The organism is Psychrobacter sp. Sarcosine-02u-2 (assembly GCF_002836335.1).
Lineage (GTDB): Bacteria > Pseudomonadota > Gammaproteobacteria > Pseudomonadales > Moraxellaceae > Psychrobacter > Psychrobacter faecalis.
Map to the genome: position 1 here is coordinate 39279 of NZ_PJBX01000163.1, position 24569 is coordinate 63847.

The following is a 24569-nucleotide window of genomic DNA, read 5'->3' on the forward strand; positions in this document are numbered from 1 at the left end:
AAGCTTGAGCAACTTGCTAATGTTTGGCACAAATCGGACAATGCACATCTTTGCGATAGCCCATCAGTCGTTGCTGCATCTGGCTACCATCCCATATTAACAGCTTATTTGTCAGTGGATTTTTGGTTAATCCTAGATATTGTAGCGCTGCATTGGCTTGCAAGTTACCCATAATAGCGGGCGTAGTGGCGAGTACCCCTGAATTGGCACAAGTACGTTCATCCGCTGCTGCATCGACTGTTACCGAACCAAAGACGCAATGATAGCAGCCGGTATTTAAGTGCGGCTCATATAGTGCCAATTGTCCTTGCGTGGCTATCGCTGAAGCGGATAATAACGGAATCTGGTAACGCACACTAATGCGGTTGATGATATCGCGAGTGGCAAAATTATCCGTGCAGTCTAAAAGTAAGTCAGGCTTACCAGATGCCATCTCAAGCAGCTCATAAGCATTGTCTTCACTCAATCTGGCCACGGTCCCACGCGCCCTAACCAAAGGGTTAATTTTGTTCAGCATATGAGCCGCTGTCAGCGCCTTAGGTTTGCCAATATCTTCAGGTAAAAATAGCGTTTGCCGTTGTAGATTACTGGCTTCAATCACATCATCATCAATCAGCTGCACTTGCCCAAGCCCTGCCCGCACTAACATCTCAGAAGCAGGACAACCGAGACCGCCTGCGCCAATCATCACGACTCGCGAGGCTTTTAAACGTAGCTGCGCATCGATATCCCAGCCATCAAGTAATATCTGCCGCGCATAACGCAGCAGCTCTGCATCTGTTAGCTGTCCTGTTTCTTTGGAGTGCGTCATACTTTCTACCACTATTTTTCACCACAAGTTATAAGCAAAATATCCATTATTAAAAACCTATTCTTAAAGACTCACCTTTAAAAACGTACTCTTAAAAACCAATTATAACAGCTGACCTAAAGTCACCCTGTCATTACCGCCAAAGTCCTGCACAGTATGAACAGACTCAAAACGATTGTCCAAAAATAGCTGACGAACTTTCGCACCTTGATCAAAACCATGCTCAATTGCTAAAAGCCCACCTTTACGTAAGTGTTGCGGCGCCTGCTTAACAATATGCGCTATATCGGCAAGTCCATGATTGGGGGCGCTTAAGGCGCTAATCGGCTCGGCGACCAGTCTTGCTAAATGCTCATCTTCTTCATCAATATAAGGCGGATTAGACACAATCACATCAAATAATGGCTCATCCTGAGCAGACAGCACTTCATACCAACTGCTTTGGATAAACTTAATATCAGCAGCAACCTCATTTACCATTGCATTATGCCTAGCGACTTTTAACGCTTCTAGCGATAAATCAACGGCAACCACTTGCCATTTCTCAGCCTTATTGTTTGGCTGACGCTTATCTAACTCATGCGCGAGGCTAATCGCTATACAGCCAGAGCCAGTGCCCAAATCTAAGAGGCGATTTGGTTTATTATTGCCATCGGCACTTTTTGGTTGAGAGTTTATCCAAGCTAATACTTGTTCGATCAATACTTCAGTATCGGGCCTCGGTATCAATGTATGCTCATTGACTTTAAAATTCAGCGACCAAAATTCTTGCTGTCCCGTTAAATACGCCAAGGGCGTGCCCTGCTGCATCTTAGTCACACCCGCATGAAATTGCGTAAGCTCGCTATCGGTCAGTTGATAGTTTTCATCCGTGATTAAAAAAGAGCTTGGCTGCTCAATGACAAACAACAACCAATCAGTGAGCCAAAACGAGGGCAAATGACTGCTTGCAGCTGCATTCGTCAATTGCTGAATTTTTTGTTTTATTTGCCCAATGGTAGCTGCTTTCATAGATAACTCGTAAAATTACTGTTTACTAAATAAGCCTGTTGAACTGGCTATATGTCATGCATTAACTACTCTGAAGCGCGGGGCGGCTCTTTGGTATCCGTTAGGTTTGGATTGGCTTTGGTTAACTTATCGCCAATACCGCTGCCGCCTTCACCATCGCTATCGCTATCGCCATAAATATCGTCGTTATCACCAATAACGATATATTTATCAACAAAGTAAATCAGCGCTAAAATTGGAATACCAATCGCAAAGGTAAAAATAAAGAAGAACGGATAGCCCATACTATCAACGATAGAGCCCGAATAGCCACCCATGACTTTAGGTATCAAAGTCATCAATGAAGAAAAAATAGCGTATTGTACCGCGGTAAAACGTATAGAGGTCAATGCCGATAAGAAAGCAATAAATACGGCGCTGGCAAGACCAGCGGCTAAATTATCAAATATCACCGCCATATACATGATCGGCAAGCTGCCAGGGTTGTAAGTCAGCACCACAAATAATAAATTGGTCGCACAAGCGAGAATAGCGCCAATCATCATGGCGTGCATGATACGAAAACGCTGCGCCAACAGCCCACCTAAGAAACCACCAGCAATCGCCATAATGACGCCAACCAGTTTGACCGCATTGGCAATATCGGTTTTACTAAAGCCCATGTCTTGATAAAAGACGTTTGATATCACCCCTGCCACGATGTCTGAGATACGGTACAAACCAATCAAGGCCAATAACAATAACGCCTTTTTACCATAGCGTCTAAAGAAATCTAAGATAGGCTCAATCCAGGTTGCCATCGCAATTTCTTTTTTCACCAGACCGACTTTTACCAAGGCATAACCCGCTGCCAGCGCTACGGCTAAGCTTGTTAGCAAATGCAGCGTCTCACTGATAAAGCTGACAAACACGCCTTCAAACTCAGGCAATCCTTGTCCTATCAAAACATAGGCGGCGATAAATGCGACGACGGCAAACACAAACAATAAAACCAATCTGACATAGTCTTCGCGGGTTTCAGCCACTAATGGCGCTTTATTAATAATTTTAGGTTGATTAATCATAAAATAAAGCAGCAGCAATGGCGCACAAGCAACCAATGCTAAAAAGTAGAACTTAATGCTCGGCATGGCTATCAGCGGTATCAGCGCAATGCTACTATCAAAAACTTTATTAATCAGAATATTGACAAGATATATAGCGCTAAACAACAACGCCGGTATTAATAGTAACGCTGAGTAAATTAAGAAAACTTTGAGGTTGTTTCTTTGCTTATTATTTTGCAGAATCTCAGCGGTTGGCTCATAACTGGCAAAGGTGGTCAATATGCCTAAAGTCATCACTCCGGCCATAATATAATAGGTATTACGCCACGCTTCATAACTATAAAAGCTTTCCGTTGAACCAAAATAATCTGCTAAATACAGCGCACCTGCCCCAGCGACAATCATACCAATGCGGTAACCTGACACATAAATAGAGGACAAAATAGACTGCATCGATGGCGGTGCTAGCTCAATGCGGTAAGCATCAATAACGATATCTTGGGTGGCAGAAGAAAATCCCAACAAAACTGCCGCGCCCGCCATATAAACCAACACGTCTTCGCTGATAGGGTTGACCGTCGCTATCAAAAAAATGGCCAATACAATCAGCAGCTGCGATACCACCATCCAGCTACGGCGGCGACCTAACCATTTGGTCAAAAAAGGGACCGGTAGCGCGTCGATTAATGGCGCCCAAATAAACTTAAATGAGTATCCCAATGCTGCCCAGCTGAACATGGTGACGACACCGCGGTCAATGCCTGCTTCTCTTAACCATAACGACAGACTGGAAAAAATCAGCAAAATGGGAATACCGGCCGAAAACCCTAAAAACAGCATGATAATAACGCGCGAATCTAAATAAGCCTTGGCGGCTTCTGCCCATGATTTTTCGGCAATCGGTTGTTCAGGCGTTACAGGTTGGACAGCAGACATAATCACTCACCAAAAATTGAGATAAAAAACACAACTGCGCACAATTTTTATCAATCATTTCTCAGTAATACGGATAAAAAGGATCGATAAAAATTGCTCAGCGTTGCACAAAAACCATCGTTAGCACAAAATTGAATTATGGTACTTGAGAACGCTAACCTTGCCTAGATGTTTTTGCATTAACTTAATAACCATAGCATTTGGCAACACCATTTATTTCAATACGGTAACGTCGTGTATCAGTAGCTCACCTAAACATTAAAACAATCTTTCTCTCGTTGTCTATTGCTTTAAACATCTATTGTCAATTTAAGAAAAATAAATTACTCTATATTCCAAATTAGTATAAATTCATAGCCATTTATTATATACGAGAATAATAACTTTGATTTACACTAGCGACTTATTGAATACTTGTAGTTTTTTACTTTTATATACAGACGAGGTTTGTATATTTATATATAGGGTTAAATGATGGCAATCGACGTAGTGGTCAATCAGCGGCATCTACAAATCCAGCTCAAACAGTTGGAAACAGTGTGGCATACGGTAATCAATGGCTATAATTTGAGTCAAGCAGCTACCGTGCTGCATACCAGCCAATCGAGTCTATCAAAGCATATCGCGGCACTTGAGAACCAGCTTAAAACCCAAGTGTTCGTGCGCCAAGGCAAACGCCTGACAGGGCTGACGACCATGGGCACGGCACTCATGCCGCATATCGAATCTATCTTTGCTGAAATCCGGACCATCGAAAACCTCAGTTTGGATTTTAATAATCCCAATATTGGCACACTGACCATTGCGACCACGCACACGCAAGCGCGTTATGTATTGCCAAAAGTGGTCAAAGAATTTAAAGATCGTTTCCCTAAAGTTAATTTAATTCTGCAACAAGCAGATCCCGAGACCATCGCCCAGATGGTTATTCGTGGGCAGGCGGATATTGGCATTGCGACCGAATCTTTGTTGCACAATGATTATCTACGCTGCTACCGTTATTACGACTGGACGCATCGGGTTATTGTACCGAGCGACCATGAGCTGGCGGGTTTAGAATCGATTGATTTACCAACCCTTGCCAGCTACCCCATTGTGACTTATCACGGCGGCTTTACGGGACGCGGCGCGATTGATAAAACCTTTAGCGATGCAGGCCTTGAGCCTGATATCGTACTCGCCGCCCTTGATGCCGATGTGATTAGCACTTATGTTGGATTAGGATTGGGTATTGGTATTATCGCTGAAATGGCATTTGAGCCAAGCCATTATCATAATTTAACCGCCATTCCTATCGATCATTTTGGGCGTTTTACCAGTTGGATGGCGGTACGTGATGATGCAGAAATCCGTCAATACGGACGCGCCTTTATGGAGCTATGCCAAAAGCAATTTAGTCAGTAGTTATTAACTGAGCCCGTAGCTTTTTAAGGAGTAGCTTTTTAAAACTCAGCGCTTAAGCAATTCGTAATAACTTCAAGCACTTAGCTTAATCATCGTTTTTCTCATAAATACAAACGGCACCGTTCTCAATAGATAGCGGTGCTTTTTTGCTCTTATATACGCCGCAAATTATTATGATTTGTTACTATCTTAAGTGCTGACCTTTATATTCTCTATAACTGCCCCATCATATGAGCTATAGTCAAGGAATTTTAGAATCGCTACAAGGCGACCGACCGCAAATAGTACATTGAGTACATCTAGGGCGGGTAACACCGTAGCGGTTTAAAAGTGCTCTGACTATATTGAATCATCAGCCTGCTTTTCATTCCTGATATTTAAAAACTAACTATAAAAACGTCGTTACAAGGCGACAACATAAAAATAGGTGAATCATGAGCAACACAATTCCATTATCATTTTTAGATTTAGCACCCGTACCCGAAGGCAAAACCATCGCTGAAGGCATTGCCCAAACCGTTGCTATCGCGCAGCAAGCAGAAAAATCTGGTTTCAACCGCTATTGGATGGCCGAGCATCACAATATGCCGGGTATCGCTAGTGCAGCGACATCGGTGCTATTATCGCACATCGGTAGCCAAACCAAGCGCATACGTATCGGGGCTGGTGGCGTCATGCTGCCCAATCATGCACCGCTTATCATCGCTGAGCAGTTTGGCACTTTACAAGCGTTATACGGTGATCGTGTCGATTTAGGTCTAGGCCGCGCGCCAGGTACCGATGGTGCAACATTTCAGGCGCTGCGCCGTCAAATGCAAGATGCTGATCGTTTCCCGCAAGACGTCCAAGAGCTCATGTATTTCTTAGGTGATGGCACCGATGACAGTCCTGTGCAGTCATTCCCAGGGGCGAAATCAAACATTCCTATTTGGATATTGGGCTCGTCACTGTTTGGTGCCACTCTAGCGGCGCATTTGGGCCTACCATACGTTTTTGCCTCGCATTTTGCGCCGCAGATGATGACACAAGCAATTAATGCCTATCGCGAACAGTTTAAACCATCGGCGCATCTAGATAAGCCTTATGTGATGCTGGCGGCTAACCTGCTACTGGCTGACGACGACGCAACGGCGCGTTATCACTTTACTTCAGCGCAGCAAAGCTTTGTCCGCTTGCGCCGCGGTGAGCGTGGACAAATGCCAATGCCAACTCATGATATGGATAGCATCTGGAGCCCGGCGGAAAAAATGACGGTAGACAACGCTTTATCGGTGTCATTTGTTGGTTCTGTCGAAACGGTCAAACCAAAACTGGCAGAATTTATCGCAAAGTATCAACCAGATGAGCTGATTGTCACTGCCAACGTTTACGATCAAGCAGCGCGTCTGCGTTCACTTGAACTTACATCTGAGTTAAACTTGTTTACTTTACAATAACCTGCGCCGCTTGCATAATTATTGATAAACCTTAAGGAGATTATGGTCATGGAACCTTCTGCCTTTATCGGCTCATCAATATTTTTATATATCGTCGCTTTTATTGTGGTCTTGATTATTGGCGGTTATTTGACGTATCGTGTTAGCCCTAAACGCAAACATCGCCGCGTGAATAAGCATGATAAAGACAATATGAGATAACGACAATAAATGTTAAAAGTCCCCTTTTCCAATTGGAAAAGGGGACTTTTTTATAACGACTGTTTTTATTTTTATTAAAAGCGAAAGCATTTCTCATATACCTAACATTATTATCGATGCTATATCCACCCTAATCCGCGTAATATCGCCGCGCCAATCGCCATACCAAACATTGCCACCACGGTGGTAAATGCTAAAATATTGGCCGCCAATATATCATTACCGCCCATGGCTTTCGCCATCACATAACTGGCCGCCGCTGTCGGTGACGCCACCATCAAAAACAGCACGCCCATATGCACGCCTGATAAGCCAAAACCCAATCCGACTGCAATAGCGATTATAGGCGCAATCACAATACGTCCAATACTGGCTTGCATGGATAAACCTGACGGATGCAACATCGACTTTAAATCGATACTTGCACCCGCGCAAATCAGTGCCAACGGCAATGCCACCGCAGCTAGTAAATCGCCAGTGGTATGAATAACCCCGCTAATAGGCGGTAACGGCAGGGCTTTATAAGCAAAAGCTGCGACCAAGGCGATAATTAACGGATTGGTAAACAGTTTTTTGACAATCATTATGCTGCGACTGATCCACGTATCGTCCGCGCTTTTAGACACCCGGCTTAAGGTAATGACCGCTAAGATATTAAATAATATCGTCACCACCCCCATATAGACGGCACCAATACTTAAACCCTGCTCGCCGTAGGCATTAGCGACGGTTGCCAGACCGATAATCGCCATATTACTGCGAAAGATACCTTGTACAAACACCCCTTGGTCGGCAGGCTTATCGACAAAAGACTTGGCATAAATTTCTGCGCCTATAAACAAAATAAAGGTCACGACAATACCAGCAATGATTAAAGTCATTTGTTTGGCATAATCGACCTCACTATCAACCACGCTAAAAAACAGTAAGCACGGCAAGCAGTAATTAAAGACAAAGCTGGATGCTTGATCGATAAAAGCTTGGCTTGCCTCGCCGTGCCTTTGCATAAAAAAACCCAACCCCATCAAAACAAGGTTGGGCAATACGATGGTAATGGCAAAAATAATAGCAGCGGTCATAAATAAGCTCAGGTTATGAATATATCCAAAGCTATATTGTTAAATAAACAGCAATGGTAAGTAGGTATTTTAAAATGGGTTAGCTTGGATAACGGAAAGCTATTTTATTATAGTGTATATAACGCCGCTATTGCTGCTTTGAATACGAGGGCGTGTTCTCAATTCAATCGATGTATATCTAAATGGGCTAAAAATGGTTAAATTTTTAAAATGAAAACACGCCCTAATCAGACTTTTTCACCCATTTGCCATCCGAGTTTTTCTCATAACTGTTTTCGACAGCGGCCCATGCGGTAGCAAACCAGCGTGATTCATCGTCATATTGTTTACTGGCGCTATTGAATGCGGCCAAAAAGATTTCTTGCGCATGCTTTGGCAGATTATCTTTTACCGAATCGGGTAATTCAGACAACTTATCGTAAGGCATAGATTTTCTCCTTGTTATTCACTTTTGATTATTTTTAAAGCTTTCTATTTTTTAAACCAGCACGTCTTAAATTATCAAGTTTTACATCGGCAAACTGTTTTGAAATTGTTAAGGTATTTGCCATAAAAAAGCCCGTAAAGCTTTGTCATTACGGGCTTCTTTTATAATCATAGGTTAAAGCTTCAAGATTTGCTAAACCATTATTACGAGTTTAACGCCGCTTGGGCTTTTTTCTGCTTCTTGACGGTCATCGCCAATAGCTGAATGGCAGCAGGCGTGACCCCGCTGATACGTCCCGCTTGGGCAAGCGTGGCAGGACGAATTTGCGCCAGCTTTTGCACAATCTCATTGGACAATCCTGACACCACACTATAGTCAAAATCCATTGGCAAGGCAGTATTTTCCAAACGCTTCATCTGATCGATATCTTCTTGCTGACGGTCAATGTAGCCGGCGTATTTAACAGAAATCTCAATCTGCTCACCGACTTGGCTATCAACCTCTGAACCAGTAATCGCCGCGATATCCGTAAAATGTATTTGCGGACGTTTTAATAAATCATACGCAGTCGATTCTTTAGACAGCACCTCGCCTGTCTGCTTGGTCACTTGCTGACCTAAAGCATTAGCAGGGGTTGCCCAAATGTCTTTAAGGCGCGAGGTTTCGGTAGCAATGGCTTCCATTTTTTCTTGATAGGCTTGCCAGCGCACATCATCTACCAAACCAAGCTTGCGACCAGTCTCAGTCAAACGCTGATCAGCATTGTCTTCACGCAGTAGCAAACGATATTCGGCGCGGCTGGTAAACATACGATATGGCTCAGTGGTACCATGCGTAATCAAGTCATCGACCAGTACGCCAAGATACGCTTCATCGCGGCGCGGCGTCCAAATATCAAATTCACTATTTTCACAGGTGACCAATGCCGCATTGGTGCCGGCTAGTAAACCTTGTACGCCCGCCTCTTCATAGCCGGTCGTACCATTGATTTGACCGGCAAAGTACAAACGATCGATTGATTTGGTCTCAAGCGTTGGTTTTAGGTTCTGCGGATCAAAATAATCGTACTCAATCGCGTAGCCTGGACGGGTGATGTGTGCGTTCTCAAGACCTTTCATACTATGGATAAAGTCTAATTGCACATCAAACGGCAAGCTGGTTGAGATACCGTTTGGATATAGCTCATGTGTGGTCAAACCTTCGGGCTCAATAAAGATTTGATGACTGTCTTTATCGGCAAAACGGTGAATCTTGTCTTCAATTGATGGACAATAACGCGGCCCTACGCCTTCGATTTTGCCCGAAAACATCGGTGAGCGATCTAGGTTTTCACGGATAATGTCATGGGTACGCGCATTGGTATGAGTAATATAACAGTTGACCTGTTCAGGATGCATCGACACATCGCCCATATAGCTCATCACTGGCAAAGGTGTGTCGCCCGGTTGTACTGTCATCACGCTAAAGTCAACGCTACGTGCATCGATACGTGCTGGCGTCCCGGTCTTTAAGCGACCAACGGGTAATTTCAATTCGCGTAAACGATCTGCAAGCTTGATAGAAGGCTGATCGCCTGCGCGTCCGCCTTTTGAATTTTCCAAACCAATATGAATGACACCGCCTAAAAACGTTCCTGAAGTCAGCACCACAGTTTGGGTGTTAAAAATAATCCCCGTTGCCGTCACAACAGCGGTCGCGCGACCATTTTCGACTAAGATATCATCTGCTGCTTGTTGGAATATATCCAAATTTGGCTGGTTCTCAAGCGTATGACGAATAGCGGCTTTATAAAGAATGCGATCCGCTTGCGCACGCGTAGCACGAACAGCGGCGCCTTTACGGCTATTAAGCACTCGAAACTGGATGCCAGATTTGTCCGTCGCTAATGCCATCGCGCCGCCAAGCGCATCAATCTCACGTACCAAATGCGATTTACCAATACCACCAATCGCAGGGTTACAGCTCATCTGCCCTAGCGTCTCGATATTATGCGTCAAGAGTAACGTTTGCGCACCCATACGTGCGGCCGCCAAAGCTGCTTCTGTGCCAGCATGACCGCCGCCGATCACTACCACGTCGTAATTTTTTGGGTATTGCATGTATGCCTCACTTGACTCTCGACGCAACCGTGAGCCAGAGGCTATCGCTGCATAGCATGGCTGCTGGTCAATAAGCGTCAGTCGAATTTAAAAAAGAGATAACGACTCAGGTGAGCCATTAAAGATAGGTAAAATAGCCGGTAATTATAACAATTTTTTACCGTTTAAAAAACGTTATACGAAAAACTATTTAAATTAACTGCTATTGCCATTAATCATAAAGGTGCATCAATAAAAGCTTGATAAACCTCGAATGGATTTATTTACCAGGACTGAGTGGTACAATGCGGTCAGCCTGCCCACTGGCCAGCATATGGTGGCTGCCGTAAGCTTCTGGGTTAATCTGCAAATAGGCATTCATCTGCCCAATAGCGTCGCCGTCATTGGTCGCCAAGATTTGCTCTTTAATCATCTCAACAGGCGGCAATGGCAAGTTTTTTAGCAAAGCCAAACGCTGAGCGTTATCACCCTTTAGCACAACCATCTCAATAAGTTGCCGCGCATCGATGGGTAAATCAGGGGTGTTTTGTGCCAATAATGCCAAATGATAAGCACCAGCTGCATCTTGATCCGCGACGATACGCTGCTCAATGGCAATATAAGTCGCTTCGGTTGCGCCGCCTGCTACGCTAAGCTGATGGATACATTTAAGGGCAGAATTTGGCTCACTGCCCGCCATATCGATTAAACGGGTTGATTCGTTTTTTAGATACTCGCGGCGTTTTTCGATAGCCGCTTGTTCAGCCGCCTCCTGCTGCTCCGTTAATTCTGTGTTTGGCAATTCCGTGTTTGCTAAGTGATTACTCATATAACTCTCGCTTTTAGGCAAAATATATTTATCTTGGACACTATATGGGGCTAAAAGCGATAAAAACAATAAATTGCATAGACAATAAAAAACCCGAATAGCCTTTCTTCATAAAGTAGAATGGCTATTCAGGTTTACTTTGCTGCAATTTCTAAATGATTTATTGAGGCTTATTAACTGCCCAATAAAAACGCTTAATCATTAAGCAGCAGGACTATTGGCTTCAACCAAAGGTTTTAGCTCGCCTGATTGGTACATCTGTAAAATGATGTCTGAACCACCCATCAATTCACCGTCAATCCATAATTGCGGGAACGTTGGCCAATTAGCAATCTTCGGTAACGTAGCACGAATTTCTGGGTTTTCTAGAATATTAACATAGGCAAACGGACGGCCAATTTGGGTCAAAACCTCAATCGACTTAGCAGAAAAACCACACTGTGGAAACTGCGGCGTGCCTTTCATATAAAGGATGACTTTATTGTCTTTGATTTGATCACGAATCAGCTGTTCAACATCGTTTGCAGCAGTATTTGGGGTTTGCTCACTCATAAAAGCTCCTATTTATTAAAACTATTATCAAAAAGAGATATGTCACGCTAAATTTGGCCTGTGGCTGCTACATGGGGCGATTGCCGTTTATTGCAACCCTCATCACTGACTACTAAGCCATTAGGGATTAAACATCAGGCATATTAACATCTGAAACGTTAACATCAGAAATAGTATTGCTAGCCATATTGTCGTCAGACATCATCATATTTGGTACCAATAATACCACGGCATTGGCCATAATACCCTCTTGGCGACCAGTAAAGCCCAGTTTTTCAGTCGTTGTGGCTTTAATGCTGACATTACTCACAGCTGTTTGCAAGTCACTGGCGATATTTTCGCGCATTGCCAAATTATAGGGTGCCAATTTTGGGCGCTCACACATCACAGTAATATCAGCATTCCCTAAAGTATAACCGGCAGCTTGGACTTTACCATACACATAACGGAGTAGTACGCGCGAATCCAAACCAGCGTGCGCGGCATCGGTATCTGGGAAATGTTGCCCAATATCCCCAAGTGCCAATGCACCAAGCAGCGCGTCAGCAAGCGCATGGAGCACCACATCGCCATCAGAATGCGCCAGCAAACTATGGGTATGCTCTATCGGCACGCCTGCTAATATCACATATTGCTGCTGCTCGCCCGTATTATGAAACGCATGGACATCGATACCTTGACCAATTTTTATCATTATTATTCCAAGTGAATTACTAAGTGAATGAAGAGTGATTAAAATAATTTAGAACCGCTATCTAAATTTCTAAAGCGCTTTTAGCCAACATGAGCGTGCATAGCTCGCCACCGCTTACGATTAACTGCTATAATATGACGCTTATTTTATCACAATACCCAGACCAAAATACCCTGTCCAAAAAACGAAATGACTTCATCAGTTGCCTAAGTTTATCACTCTTAGTCGTTTTATTGATGAATAGCGTCATGTCACACTTTGGATAAGGTATAAATTGTTGAGCAATTCTATGTCAGCCACGCCAAACACCTCAAGTCTACCCGTTTCAGACGCTTTTAGCATCCATCGTCCTTTGACGCTTGCCGATATTGTCAATCCTAGCAGTAAGCACGTCATCGTTGGTATGTCAGGCGGCGTCGACTCTTCCGTATCTGCCGTTTTGCTCCAGCAAGCAGGCTTTAAAGTGGAAGGTCTGTTTATGAAGAATTGGGAAGAAGATGACGGCACCGAATACTGTACGGCGATGGACGACCTAGCAGATGCGCAAGCGGTATGTGACAAAATCGGTATCAAGCTGCACACCGCCAACTTTGCAATGGAATATTGGGATCGCGTTTTTGAGCATTTCTTAGCAGAGTACAAAGCCGGACGCACGCCAAATCCAGATATTTTATGCAATAAAGAAATCAAATTTAAAGCGTTTTTAGATTATGCGTTGACTCTCGGTGCTGACTATATTGCCACCGGTCACTATACGCGCCGCAGCCTGAACTATGAAAATAACAACGGCGAAACCGTCGCCCAGTTATTGTGTGGACTGGATAATAATAAAGACCAAAGCTACTTCTTACATGCGGTCGGCGGCGATAAAATCGCTAAGACGTTATTCCCCGTAGGTGAGCTTGAAAAACCAGTCGTGCGTCAAATCGCTGAAGAACATGACTTGGCGACGGCTAAAAAGAAAGATTCTACTGGTATTTGCTTTATTGGTGAGCGCCGTTTTAAAGACTTTTTGCAACAGTACTTGCCAGCACAAAAAGGCGATATCGTCACTGACGACGGTCATGTGATAGGTCAGCATGATGGCTTGATGTATTATACTTTAGGTCAGCGTGGCGGCATCGGTATCGGCGGCGTCAAAGACCGTCCAGAAGAGCCTTGGTTTGTACTGGCAAAGGATTTGGCTAAAAACCGTTTAATCGTCGGTCAAGGTCATGAGCATCCGATGCTAATGAGTAATGAGCTACAAGCTTATAAGCTTGACTGGGTCGATGGCTTGCCGCCTGCCGATATTTTCAGCTTAGATGGTTTACGCTGTATGGCAAAATCTCGCTATCGTCAGCCCGATCAGGCCTGCCGTGTTTATGCGCTAAATGATGACGGCAGTGAAGTCCGTGTGGTATTTGATGAGCCACAACGTGCCGTTACGCCTGGTCAATCAGCGGTATTTTATATCGATGAGGTGTGTCTTGGTGGCGGTGTGATTGCCGCTATCGATGCGCCTTGTGGGTTTTGATTTTAAATAACTTTCAACCTTTCTTCATTTTTTGCTTATTTTTATCACTTTTACTCCTGTTACTTTTGACAACTATTTGAGGCATCACTATGACTCCACTTACCGCACTCTCTCCAATCGATGGCCGTTACGCTTCTAAAGCCGACAGCTTGCGTCCGTATCTATCTGAATTTGGTCTGATTAAAGCCCGCGTTACCGTCGAGATTCGTTGGTTGCAGTCATTGGCAGATAATAGTGCGATTGGCGAATTAGCAGCGTTTGATGCCGATACCAATGCCTTTCTAAACAGCATCGTTGACGACTTTAGCGAAGCGGACGCGCAAGCGATTAAAGATATCGAAGCGACCACCAACCATGATGTAAAAGCGGTTGAATACTTTATCAAAGACAAATTCCGTGGTAATCAACAATTAGAAGACAGCTTGGAGTTTATTCATTTCGCTTGTACCAGTGAAGATATCAACAACTTGTCATACGCATTGATGCTAAAAGACAGCCGCGAGATTGTGGTTGCTAAAATGCAGCAAGTAACCGACAGCATTGTTGATTTGGCGATTACTCATGCTGACCAGCCAATGCTATCACGCACGCACGGTCAAACTGCTAGCCCAACGACGCTTGGTAAAGAGATGGCAAACGTCGCTTATCGCTTAGCCCGCCAAATCAAACAAATCGGTCAAGTTGAGCTACTCGGTAAAATCAATGGCGCAGTCGGTAACTATAACGCGCACTTCTCAGCCTATCCTAATATTGATTGGCAAGCACACGCTGAGCAGTTTATTGACCAGCACCTAGCGCTAACGTTTAACCCTTACACCACCCAAATAGAGCCGCATGACTATATCGCTGAATTGTTTGATGCGGTAAAACGTTTCAATACTATATTAATCGATTTTAACCGTGATATTTGGCAATATATTAGCTTAGGCTATTTTAAGCAGCGCCTAAAAGACGGTGAAGTAGGTTCTTCTACCATGCCGCATAAGGTCAACCCAATTGATTTTGAAAACTCAGAAGGTAACTTAGGCGTGGCGAACGCGATGCTTGCACATTTGGGTGAAAAACTACCAATTTCACGTATGCAGCGCGATTTATCAGACTCGACTGTACTGCGTAATATCGGTGTTGGCTTAGCGCAAAGTATGATTGCTTTTGATGCGTGCTTAAAAGGCGTTAGTAAACTTGAATTGAATGCACAGCGTTTAAATGACGACTTAGATAATGCCCAAGAAGTATTGGCTGAGCCGATTCAAACGGTCATGCGTCGTTACCGTGTTGAGAACCCGTACGAAAAACTCAAAGCCTTAACCCGTGGTAATGCCATGACACGTGAGGCCATGCTGACTTTCGTAGAAAGCGATGAATTATCTGCGGTTTCAGATAGCGATAAAGCGCGCCTACGTGAGCTGACACCTGCGACTTATACTGGTAATGCCGCTGAGCAAGCTCGCACGATTAAAGACTGGATTGCTAAGATTTAATCTCTGATCAAGCTTGAAGTAGCTAGCGGACATATTTTGAAATAGATATAAATGAGTAGGACTGCCTATTCATTTATATTAAGAAAAACATTAACCTTACCTACTATTACTTGTCTTAAAAGACAGTTAGTTAATAGGTAAGGTTTTATTTTTTATCTTTTTTATCATCGTCATCACTGTCGCCCGGTATGATGGCTTTACCGACCGCCACAGTACCTTTAACCACGCCTTTGGTGGTTTTATAAGCGATCTTTGCCGGCACGGTCACAATCTTGTGTACACAAGCTTGTAATAAAAATACGCTGGCGATAATAACGATAAAATGTAATTTTTTCATAAACTTCCTACGATTGATGAGGTGTTCTGACAGCAACTATTCATACGGTAATACTCGCTATCAGCTAGGCGATAATCATAAACCATTAAAACTTTCCTATAAAGCATCTCTTGTTATTTCTCTTATACCCATTTTTAGATATGGATTTATCAATGACCACAATCACTCTTTGTTTACCCAACTATCTCACGCCTGAGCAATTTTTAAGCGAATATTGGCAAAAAAAACCGCTCCTTATTAAACAAGGCTTACCGCAGCTAATTGGCATGTTTGAGCCAGACGATATGCTTGGCCTTGCTATTGAAGAAGACGCAGCTGCACGCCTGCTCACCCAAGCCGCTACTAAGCAAGACGGCCTAGCGCAGTGGCAACTTAAAAAAAGTCCCTTAACTGAAAGCGATTTTGACAATTTGCCTGAACAATGGACCGTACTGGTGCAAAACCTTGAGCAATGGACGCCTGAGCTTGGACAATTGTGGCAAGCATTCGACTTTATTCCGCAGTGGCAACGCGACGATATCATGGTGTCTTATGCGCCAAAGGGCGGCTCAGTCGGCAAGCATTATGATGATTATGATGTGTTTTTAGCGCAAGGCTACGGTCAGCGTCGTTGGCAGCTTGGCAAATTTTGTGATAAAAACACTGAGTTTGTCGCCGATGAGCCGATCCGCTTGTTCGATGATATGGGCGAGATAATCTTTGATGAGATTTTAGAAGCGGGTGATGTGCTTTATGTACCGCCAAAATTATCACACTTTGGCGTCGCGCAAGATGATTGCCTAACCTTCTCTTTTGGTTGTCGTCGTCCGAATTTGATGCAAATCATCGACAGTCTGGCTGATATCGCTACCAACGATAGCGATTTATTTATACCCATGCTACTGCCACAAGCACTACAAGCGTCGGGTGAATTGACAGCAAGCAGTATCGAGGCGATTAAAAACCAGCTCTTACAAATGCTGCAATCTGAGCGCGGCAACGATATCATTCGCCAAGCAGTATCCGAAGTTGTCAGCAAGCGCCAATATGATGCGCTAGTGCCAGAAGAAACACTAGATACTGATGAGTTGTTGCAGGCCCTATCAGAAGGCGCGACACTACAAGCCGACTATAGCAATCGATTGCTTTACAGCCAAACCAATGATGGCGTGACGCTATATGCCAACGGTCAGCGCCTTGATGGTTTGGATGCGGATGCGGCCGCTGTACTAATGCGTTTGGCGAATGGTGAGCATTTACAACGTCAAGATGTTAAAAATATTGACCCAGACGATTTGAGCGAATGGTTAGAGAATGGTTGGGTGTGGCTAAATTATCCTGAGTAATATACTGGCCACAACCACTCACTAATTATGAGTGTTGTTGAAAAATTCACCTTGAAATAAGCTGGCTATTTGTCAGCTTATTTCATACTATCCCTTTTTTATGCCGCGCCTTTTTTATAACGGCTCATGCCAGCAATGACTGTTTCTTCAATCACTCTATCGTCGCCAAGGATCATCAGCACAAATAGCTGCTCATCGAGTGATTTTGTCTGCATCATACGGCGCGTAAGTAACTCTGTCGCGCCCATATCAATGACCACAAAATCCGCTTCTTTATTTGGCATAAAATTACCGATTTTATCGTCTAATAATAGCGACTGCGCGTTACCTAAAGTAATCTGATACAAGCCTTGATGCGAGGATAACGGGTTGTTTTGTAATTGTTGCACTTTATAAGCTTCCGATAACGTGGTCAGCATCGACAAACTGGTTCCGGCGCCGACGTCGGTGGCGATACTGACGCCGGTATAGCGTAAAGTCTTAGATAAATCAAACAGACCACTACCCAAAAACAAATTGGACGTTGGACAATGGGCAATTTGCGTTCCCGTATCACGCAGCACCTCATACTCTGGGGTGTCAAGATAAATGCCATGTGCCAAAGTAGTACGCCGACCCAATAAACCCATCGCATGATAAACGTCGAGATAGCCCATGTGTTTAGGATAAAGCTCACGCACAAAGGCAATTTCAGCAAGGTTTTCGGCCAGATGCATTTGCAGATACACACTGTCATAGCTGCGATATAACTCACCCGTCATTTGCAGCTGTTTTGGCGTCGAGGTAATAGCAAATCTTGGCGTAATCGCCACATGTTGACGCCCGCGCTCATGCCATTTATCAATGATGTTTTGCGAATCACGGATGCCCTGCTCAGCCGGCACACACAAATGCTCAGGCGCATTTTGATCCATCAGTACATTACCAGTAATCATGCGCGTATTTAGGCGAGTACTTTCTTCAAAAAACGCCTCAACAGACTCAGGATGACTGGTTGAAAACACCAAAGCACTGGTCGTACCATTGGCAAGCAGCTGGTTTAAAAAGAACTTTGAGGTATCATGCGCAACCTGTGGATCACTAAAGTTGGCTTCGGTGACAAAGGTGTAATTATTGAGCCAATCAAGCAATTGCTCACCAAAAGCGGCAATCATATCTATCTGCGGATAGTGGACATGAGTATCAATAAAGCCTGGCATGATTAGCTTGTCTTGATAATCGTGAATCTCTACGGGCGCCTTGCCCTGTTGCGCGTGACTACTAGCATATCGCGCCATGATCACATTTTTACTGCCATAATCTAGTACGCGACCACTCACATCATCGACGACCAAAGCACCTTCGGCAATATACTCAGGATAAACATTAATCCCTGCGATTACAGGGAGCAATATGACGTTTTTATCAACCACTGGCAGTGTTGCATCAAGGGTATTTGTATCATTAGGGCTTGCATCACTGTTGTTGGTGCTTTTTTCTCTCTTAGCCAGATTGTCTTCGGTCAGATAATGCAGCAGTCGTGCTTGATAAATATGTATGGTCATAAAGGCGTCTCACCTAAATAGAGTAAAAGGCAATAAAGTTTTATTGCTAACTGTTCGCTTTAAATAACATTTATGCTTGATGATATAGCTGCAAAATTTGACTGGCGATAGATACAGCAACTGCCATTGGTTCTTTACCGCCAATCTCAAGGCCAATTGGCATCGTTAATTTATCAACGACTTTCTCGCTATAACCGCGCTGTAGCAACTTTTCTCTAAAGCGCTTGGCTTTGGTTGCCGAGCTAATACAGCCGATATAAGGCCGCGCACTGCTTTCCTTTCTTTCACTTATTACAGTCTGTGAATCAGTAGCTAGCAAACAATCTAAAGCTGCGCGCACCAAGTCAAAATCAAGACTGTGATCATGGGTCATGACTAAAATAAAATACTGCGTGCCTTTATTAATAGATAGTCTGCGAGCGCCATTGGTCAAAAATGGGCGAATAAAATCAACCGGATCGTCGTCAATATGCACACGAATATGCGCTGGTAGTTGGTCATTTACCTGTCCGTCCGCTGTGCCAGATACAGCGCTCAGATAACGCTCAAACATCTCAGGACGACTGTCTACCCAGTCCACTTGACATGGCAGCTCAGCCAGTATACTCATTAATGCGGTAGCTACGTGCCCGCCCCCAAAAACCAATAGCGACATCGGCGGTGTCAAATGAAAGCATTCAAACATCACCGTCACGCTACCACCGCAGCACTGTGCTAACTTAGCGCCCAATGGATAATGTTTGCTGTAGACTGCTTCACGGCGTACCGCTTGTGCTTTTGTAGACCTGCCTGCTTTTAATGGTTGAGAGGAGGCTTTCGAATTATTTGGCTCAAGCTCGCCATTTAATAGTTGCCGCGCTGTTAGCGTCACATCATGCTCTAAACTCCCACCGCCCAGCGTATCGCAGCAGTCATCGAGCGTGACAATCATTTTAGACTGTAGTTCGCGAGGTGCCGAACCATTGACGGCAATGACGGTTGCCAATACATGGGCAACCCCCTGCTGCTGATATTGCGCCAGTCCCTCATACCATTTCGTTGGTGGCATCGGCGTGATAAGTGACTTATTCACTGTGCGCAGGTCCACGAGCCGTTGAGACGTTGGGGTTTTCTATCGCCTCAGGCTCTTCATCAAACAATTGACCTTCAGACGCAGGCGGTGTCATGTCTGTAGCATGCGCTACTTGCTGCGGCAGTACGCGATCGTCATCAATGCCGCAGTCATCGTCAGCTGGTGTTAAGCTTTCAATGGTTTCGGTGTCTGGTTTAGAAGCGATTTCCCACGCTTGACCTTGTAGACGCATGACGGCTTTTAGTACGGCCTCTGGCGTCGCAGGCATGGTCAGCTCTGGGTTTTTCTTATAATCACCCAAGCTTGCGATGGCATTATTAATCGCACACCAAACGCTCGCTGCTAACATAAACGGTGGCTCACCAACGGCTTTAGAATTATAAATGGTCTGCTCTTCATTTTTACGATCAAACAGTTTGACGCGCCATTGTTTAGGCAAATCATGTGCCGTCGGAATTTTATAATTAGCGGGGCTGTTAGAAGCAAGCTTGCCTTTTTTATCCCAAATAAGCTCCTCAGTGGTCAGCCAGCCCAGACCTTGCACAAAGCCTCCTTCAATCTGACCAATATCAACTGCAGGATTAATCGATTGTCCGACATCGTGCAAGATATCGCAGCGCAGCACTTTGTACTCTCCTGTTAAAGTGTCAATCTCAACTTCTGCGCAGGCAGCGCCCAAGGCAAAGTAAAAAAACGGTCGACCCCACGCTTTTGAGCGGTCATAAAATATCTTTGGCGTTTTGTAATAGCCGGTCGAAGACAAACTGATACGGTGCTGATAAGCGAGCAAGACGAAATCTGCAAACGTAAGCACTTCTTTAGTGCCGATATGAACGTGATTGCGCTCAAAACGGACATCTTCGGCGTTTACTTGGAAATGCTCAGAGGCAAACTCAAGCAAACGATTTTTAATGGTGATACAGGCATTTTGCGCCGCTTTACCATTCATATCCGTACCCGATGAGGCAGCTGTCGGCGAGGTATTTGGCACTTTATCGGTTCGAGTAGCAGTGGCTTTGACCGTATCTAAATCGACATCAAATTCATTAGCAACGATTTGGGCAATTTTAATATATAACCCTTGACCCATCTCAGTGCCGCCGTGATTGACCTGAATCGTGCCATCGGTATAAATAAGCACTAAAGCGCCAGCCTGATTGAGAGTTTGCACGGTAAATGAGATACCGAATTTTACAGGCGTTAATGCTAGACCCCAGCGCTTATCATTGCCTTCAGCTTCAGCCTTTTTATTTGCTTCGATAATTTTCAGCCGGCGCTTATCGTAATCGCTATCCTCTGCGAGCGTCCGCATGATAGTCGCCAAATCAAAATGCTCAATCGGCTGACCATAATGGGTGCTTTGACCGTTTTGATATAAGTTTGCTAGACGCACCTGCAACGGATCTCTGCCTAACGTATAAGCAATATGATCCATCATATATTCAGCGGTTAGCAAACCTTGTGGCCCGCCAAAACCGCGATAAGCGGTGTTAGATACCGTATGGGTCTTGCAGCGGTGACCGGCTATCTGCGCGGCTGGATAATAGTAAGCATTATCACAATGAAACATCGCCCGATCGACAATAGCATCGGACAAATCAGGCGAATAGCCACATAGTCCTGCCAGCTGCATATCGACGCCAAGTATCTGTCCGTCTTCATTGACGCCGACCTCATAACGATTGGAAAACTCGTGCCGTTTGCCAGTTACGACCATGTCATCTTGGCGGTCTAAGCGCATACTGACTGGCACATTTTGGCGCTTAGCCACGATAGCGCACAGGCACGCCCACGCCGCCGCTTGGGTTTCTTTACCGCCAAAGCCGCCGCCCATTCTACGCACAATGGTAGTCACTGCATGAAATGGTAAATCGACTACTTCAGCGACCAGTTGCTGCACTTCGCTTGGATGCTGCGACGACGTATAAACTTCAAGACCACCATCATCACAAGGCACAACGTATGATACTTGCCCCTCAAGATAAAAATGCTCTTGCCCAAGCATATGAATATGCCCTGCAATACGCGTCGGTGCTGATTTTAGCTCAGCTTGCGTATCACCGCGCTGCATAAAGTGGCTCGGACGTACAAACTGCGCTTGCTCTAATGCGTCATCGATAGTCAAAATGGCTGCTAATGGCTCATATTCTATCAGCGCATTCAGCACTGCTTTTTTGGCCGCACGATGACTGGTTGCGACGACCGCAAACAAGGTTTGACCGACGTATTCGGTGATTTTATCTGCCATTAATGGATCGCCATCGAACACTGGGCCGATATCAGTCTTAGCAGGCAAATCCTGAAACGTAATGACATCAAACACCCCATCGGCCGCCCATACTGCACTCAAATCCATATGTAAGATACGGGCATGGGCGTGAGTGCTTTTACCAATCGCTAAATGCAGGGTGCTTTGCGGTTTTAGCATGTCATCGACGTAGGTAGCCGTTCCCATCACATGGCTGATAGCACTGTCATGCTTGACTCCCGTACCGATTTTATTTTTTGGCGGGCGCTGTCGGCGTATACTATAACTGTCAAATAGTGAAGAATGATGGCTCATAGTTTCTCTTCCTTGTATTCTTTATAAATAGCGATAAACGTTAAGCGCTCGCAGGTTGTATATCCGCGACCAATTGCTTACCGCATTTAATCATTAAGCGCTGCACGACATGCATACGATACTCACGACTGGCTCTAACGTCCGTCATGGGCGAGACATCTAACGCCAACTTTTGCGCTGCCGCCTCAAAACTGGCAACCTCAACAGATTGCCCAACCAGCATTTCCTGACAATTTATCGCCAATAAAGGAATCGCCGCCATACCGCCAAGACCGAATTTTGCATTTTTAATCGTTAACCCATCTGCTACCAAATCGATTCTAGCTGCCAATAAGCAAGCAGAAATGTCGTCTTCATAACGCTTACTTACCTTATGAACATATAAATGCTGATGGTCTTGTAACAGTGGAATATGCAGCGCCACGATATAACTGCCAGCGCGTAGTTTGGTCTGTTTATAATCCAAGAAAAATGCCTGCAAAGGTATAATCTCATCAATATAACCATTTTTATTAGCATCGCTACCATCAATAGCTGCGCAATGACGCAAATGAATTTGTGCATCTAATGCCAATAAAACCGGCGGCAAATCGCCAATTGGTGAAGCATTAGCGACGTTACCGCCGATGGTGCCTATGTTGCGAATTTGCGGCGAGGCAATGCGTTCAAATAAATGAGCAAAATTCGGAAAATACTCTTCAAGGACAGGCAGCAGTTGCTGATAACTCATGCCCGCGCCCAATATTAAAGATGGTACTGCCGATTTTATTTCGCCATTAACTTTGTCACTGTTAACTTTATCGACATTAACTCTAGATTTCTCATCAGTATGTTGATGTAAGTCTTGTAGCGACCAAGTTTTTAGCGCCTCAACCGCTGATAGCTGCACAATTACCTCATGATCGACCAAGTGCTGGGTCACGCTTAACCCCAAATCAGTACCGCCCGCCCAAATAGTTGCGTTTGGATACGCGGCTAACACCTGATTGAGCTCGTCAATGGACTGCGGAATAAAAAGTTTGCGTGATGCTTCGGTAAGTACAGGCGCAATAGTATTGTTGGCATTTGTAGCAGCGTGTTTGCTGTTTGCCATTGCATCGGTTGCCAGCTTTATCGTTAAATCTTTAGCAATGATTTGCTCAGCATCGCGCTGTTTGCCAATTTTGCCCATCGCTAAACCTGCATCGATAATAGGACGATAACCGGTACAGCGGCACAGATTTCCGGATATAGCAGCGACAATATCATCGTAACTAAGATCGTCCGATGCCAGTCCTGCTGCCAGTTGCAGACGATGGTTTTCATAAGTACTCGCCAGCGTCATGACAAATCCAGGCGTACAAAAACCGCACTGCGAGCCATGACAATCAACCATGGCTTGCTGAGCTGGGTGCAATAAGGCGCGATCTGGGTGATTGGTGGGATTATCGGCGATATAAGCGGCCGTTATGAGATGATGACCATCCATCAAAGACAGTAGCGTGATACAAGCATTAAGGGTATAAAAAGGTGCTTGCGTAGATTGGTCTGCGTCATGAGCAAGCAAGCGCTGCGCCATGATGGTACACGCGCCGCAGTCGCCACTCGCGCAGCCTTCCTTGGTATCGGTTTGCTTTTCGTGCAGACGCAGATACTCAAGAACGGTGGTGTTCGGGTTTAGATCAGTGACTTGTTTGTACTGACCGTTCAAATAAAAACGAATCATAGCAACGCTCGGCTGTCAGAATAAAAGGCAGATAAAAACTATAGTTTTATCTGAAATCGAATATAAAATGTTAACAATCAATATCTGCAAAGGTCAGGCGTTATTACGACACCGCCCTAAGGTAGTATTCAATTATCATGTTAATAAAGTTTATACGATGACGATCATCATACCTACATCAATACTGATAGTTATACGGGTATTGAATAAGCTGACTGCCTATCTGACTACTGACTTGCTCAGGCTTAATCGGTTTGCGGTTTGAACTTTTTAATTCACCAATCATCTATGCGGCAATTAAAAAGCGGTCATAAAGGTTTGGGTATAGGTAAAGCTAACTACCCTATCGAAAAAACGGAGAATATAAGCATCGGTCACACTCCTTTTTAGCTTAGAGTACCTCAACATTCCGTGTTGAAGCTGTCTATTAGCATTCAATGAATAAATGCTGACTAAACGGTTAACTTATACTAGCACTAACTTTATTTAACTTACAACTCAAAAAGGCACATTATTTTGTTT

At 44.5% G+C, this 24569-nt stretch carries 19 protein-coding genes and 1 pseudogene; 6 read left to right on the plus strand and 14 right to left on the minus strand.

Going from position 1 to position 24569, the window contains the following annotated elements; translation table 11 throughout:
- Positions 1 to 16: 16 nt before the first annotated feature.
- The 3 genes from CXF58_RS08270 to CXF58_RS08280 form a co-directional block, all read right to left on the minus strand.
- Positions 17 to 811, minus strand: a complete 795-nt coding sequence (locus CXF58_RS08270) for a HesA/MoeB/ThiF family protein (protein WP_068408693.1) — start codon at positions 809 to 811, stop codon at positions 17 to 19.
- Positions 812 to 913: 102 nt separating this feature from the next.
- Positions 914 to 1822 (minus strand): peptide chain release factor N(5)-glutamine methyltransferase, encoded by a 909-nt coding sequence (prmC, locus tag CXF58_RS08275; RefSeq protein ID WP_068408692.1) that lies wholly within the window; start codon positions 1820 to 1822, stop codon positions 914 to 916.
- A 65-nt stretch (positions 1823 to 1887) separates the two neighbouring features.
- A complete protein-coding gene (locus CXF58_RS08280; RefSeq protein WP_102077180.1) occupies positions 1888 to 3804 on the minus strand; it encodes an AmpG family muropeptide MFS transporter in 1917 nt (638 codons plus the stop codon).
- Between the two features lie 474 nt (positions 3805 to 4278).
- Here CXF58_RS08280 and CXF58_RS08285 point away from each other — a divergent pair, with 474 nt between their 5' ends.
- From CXF58_RS08285 to CXF58_RS13845, 3 genes are all read left to right on the plus strand, one after another.
- Complete coding sequence (locus CXF58_RS08285; protein ID WP_102077181.1) at positions 4279 to 5208, plus strand: LysR substrate-binding domain-containing protein; 930 nt, start codon at positions 4279 to 4281, stop codon at positions 5206 to 5208.
- Between the two features lie 434 nt (positions 5209 to 5642).
- A complete protein-coding gene (locus CXF58_RS08290; RefSeq protein ID WP_102077182.1) occupies positions 5643 to 6644 on the plus strand; it encodes an LLM class flavin-dependent oxidoreductase in 1002 nt (333 codons plus the stop codon).
- A 48-nt stretch (positions 6645 to 6692) separates the two neighbouring features.
- On the plus strand, positions 6693 to 6845 hold the full coding sequence (locus CXF58_RS13845; protein WP_156508559.1) for a hypothetical protein: 153 nt from the start codon (positions 6693 to 6695) through the stop codon (positions 6843 to 6845).
- Between the two features lie 119 nt (positions 6846 to 6964).
- Here the strand turns inward: CXF58_RS13845 and CXF58_RS08295 are convergent, their stop codons facing one another.
- The 6 genes and pseudogenes from CXF58_RS08295 to ispF form a co-directional block, all read right to left on the minus strand.
- On the minus strand, positions 6965 to 7924 hold the full coding sequence (locus CXF58_RS08295) for an AEC family transporter (RefSeq protein WP_102077183.1): 960 nt from the start codon (positions 7922 to 7924) through the stop codon (positions 6965 to 6967).
- A gap of 223 nt (positions 7925 to 8147) precedes the next feature.
- The gene (locus CXF58_RS08300) at positions 8148 to 8351 is read right to left on the minus strand and encodes a ChaB family protein (protein ID WP_068408683.1); all 204 of its coding nucleotides are present in this window, start codon (positions 8349 to 8351) and stop codon (positions 8148 to 8150) included.
- Positions 8352 to 8554: 203 nt separating this feature from the next.
- Positions 8555 to 10450 (minus strand): tRNA uridine-5-carboxymethylaminomethyl(34) synthesis enzyme MnmG, encoded by a 1896-nt coding sequence (gene mnmG, locus CXF58_RS08305; protein ID WP_102077184.1) that lies wholly within the window; start codon positions 10448 to 10450, stop codon positions 8555 to 8557.
- A 259-nt stretch (positions 10451 to 10709) separates the two neighbouring features.
- The gene (locus tag CXF58_RS08310; protein WP_102077193.1) at positions 10710 to 11258 is read right to left on the minus strand and encodes a hypothetical protein; all 549 of its coding nucleotides are present in this window, start codon (positions 11256 to 11258) and stop codon (positions 10710 to 10712) included.
- A gap of 201 nt (positions 11259 to 11459) precedes the next feature.
- Entirely contained in the window at positions 11460 to 11810 is a 351-nt protein-coding gene (gene grxD / locus CXF58_RS08315) for a Grx4 family monothiol glutaredoxin (protein WP_068408679.1), read from the minus strand.
- A gap of 217 nt (positions 11811 to 12027) precedes the next feature.
- A pseudogene (gene ispF / locus CXF58_RS08320) lies at positions 12028 to 12504 on the minus strand (2-C-methyl-D-erythritol 2,4-cyclodiphosphate synthase); the annotation flags it as partial.
- Positions 12505 to 12793: 289 nt separating this feature from the next.
- Between ispF and mnmA the strand changes: the two are divergent.
- Positions 12794 to 14020, plus strand: a complete 1227-nt coding sequence (gene mnmA, locus CXF58_RS08325) for a tRNA 2-thiouridine(34) synthase MnmA (RefSeq protein WP_102077185.1) — start codon at positions 12794 to 12796, stop codon at positions 14018 to 14020.
- 89 nt (positions 14021 to 14109) lie between these two features.
- On the plus strand, positions 14110 to 15501 hold the full coding sequence (gene purB, locus CXF58_RS08330; RefSeq protein ID WP_102077186.1) for an adenylosuccinate lyase: 1392 nt from the start codon (positions 14110 to 14112) through the stop codon (positions 15499 to 15501).
- A gap of 145 nt (positions 15502 to 15646) precedes the next feature.
- Here purB and CXF58_RS08335 read toward each other — a convergent pair whose 3' ends face one another.
- Positions 15647 to 15838, minus strand: coding sequence for an NF038104 family lipoprotein (locus tag CXF58_RS08335; RefSeq protein WP_102077187.1), 192 nt, complete (start codon positions 15836 to 15838; stop codon positions 15647 to 15649).
- Positions 15839 to 15990: 152 nt separating this feature from the next.
- On the opposite strand from CXF58_RS08335, the gene CXF58_RS08340 reads away from it, so the two are divergent.
- Positions 15991 to 17163 (plus strand): cupin domain-containing protein, encoded by a 1173-nt coding sequence (locus tag CXF58_RS08340; RefSeq protein WP_102077188.1) that lies wholly within the window; start codon positions 15991 to 15993, stop codon positions 17161 to 17163.
- Positions 17164 to 17261: 98 nt separating this feature from the next.
- Here the strand turns inward: CXF58_RS08340 and guaD are convergent, their stop codons facing one another.
- The 4 genes from guaD to CXF58_RS08360 form a co-directional block, all read right to left on the minus strand.
- Positions 17262 to 18707, minus strand: a complete 1446-nt coding sequence (gene guaD, locus CXF58_RS08345; RefSeq protein WP_102077189.1) for a guanine deaminase — start codon at positions 18705 to 18707, stop codon at positions 17262 to 17264.
- 70 nt (positions 18708 to 18777) lie between these two features.
- A complete protein-coding gene (locus CXF58_RS08350) occupies positions 18778 to 19779 on the minus strand; it encodes an XdhC family protein (protein WP_228706576.1) in 1002 nt (333 codons plus the stop codon).
- A complete protein-coding gene (gene xdhB, locus CXF58_RS08355; RefSeq protein ID WP_102077190.1) occupies positions 19772 to 22342 on the minus strand; it encodes a xanthine dehydrogenase molybdopterin binding subunit in 2571 nt (856 codons plus the stop codon). Before xdhB ends, CXF58_RS08350 begins: the two co-directional genes overlap by 8 nt.
- Before the next feature lie 40 nt (positions 22343 to 22382).
- On the minus strand, positions 22383 to 24047 hold the full coding sequence (locus tag CXF58_RS08360; protein ID WP_102077191.1) for a xanthine dehydrogenase small subunit: 1665 nt from the start codon (positions 24045 to 24047) through the stop codon (positions 22383 to 22385).
- Positions 24048 to 24569 lie beyond the last annotated feature (522 nt).

Coding starts and splice junctions, on each gene's coding strand:
- grxD (WP_068408679.1), bottom strand. CDS start 11,810: ATGAGTGAGCAAACCCCAAATACTGCTGCAAACGATGTTGAACAGCTG.
- CXF58_RS08295 (WP_102077183.1), bottom strand. CDS start 7,924: ATGACCGCTGCTATTATTTTTGCCATTACCATCGTATTGCCCAACCTT.
- CXF58_RS08360 (WP_102077191.1), bottom strand. CDS start 24,047: ATGATTCGTTTTTATTTGAACGGTCAGTACAAACAAGTCACTGATCTA.
- mnmA (WP_102077185.1), top strand. CDS start 12,794: ATGTCAGCCACGCCAAACACCTCAAGTCTACCCGTTTCAGACGCTTTT.
- CXF58_RS08285 (WP_102077181.1), top strand. CDS start 4,279: ATGGCAATCGACGTAGTGGTCAATCAGCGGCATCTACAAATCCAGCTC.
- CXF58_RS08280 (WP_102077180.1), bottom strand. CDS start 3,804: ATGTCTGCTGTCCAACCTGTAACGCCTGAACAACCGATTGCCGAAAAA.
- mnmG (WP_102077184.1), bottom strand. CDS start 10,450: ATGCAATACCCAAAAAATTACGACGTGGTAGTGATCGGCGGCGGTCAT.
- CXF58_RS08270 (WP_068408693.1), bottom strand. CDS start 811: ATGACGCACTCCAAAGAAACAGGACAGCTAACAGATGCAGAGCTGCTG.
- prmC (WP_068408692.1), bottom strand. CDS start 1,822: ATGAAAGCAGCTACCATTGGGCAAATAAAACAAAAAATTCAGCAATTG.
- xdhB (WP_102077190.1), bottom strand. CDS start 22,342: ATGAGCCATCATTCTTCACTATTTGACAGTTATAGTATACGCCGACAG.
- CXF58_RS08300 (WP_068408683.1), bottom strand. CDS start 8,351: ATGCCTTACGATAAGTTGTCTGAATTACCCGATTCGGTAAAAGATAAT.
- CXF58_RS13845 (WP_156508559.1), top strand. CDS start 6,693: ATGGAACCTTCTGCCTTTATCGGCTCATCAATATTTTTATATATCGTC.
- guaD (WP_102077189.1), bottom strand. CDS start 18,707: ATGACCATACATATTTATCAAGCACGACTGCTGCATTATCTGACCGAA.
- CXF58_RS08290 (WP_102077182.1), top strand. CDS start 5,643: ATGAGCAACACAATTCCATTATCATTTTTAGATTTAGCACCCGTACCC.
- CXF58_RS08335 (WP_102077187.1), bottom strand. CDS start 15,838: ATGAAAAAATTACATTTTATCGTTATTATCGCCAGCGTATTTTTATTA.
- CXF58_RS08310 (WP_102077193.1), bottom strand. CDS start 11,258: ATGAGTAATCACTTAGCAAACACGGAATTGCCAAACACAGAATTAACG.
- CXF58_RS08340 (WP_102077188.1), top strand. CDS start 15,991: ATGACCACAATCACTCTTTGTTTACCCAACTATCTCACGCCTGAGCAA.
- purB (WP_102077186.1), top strand. CDS start 14,110: ATGACTCCACTTACCGCACTCTCTCCAATCGATGGCCGTTACGCTTCT.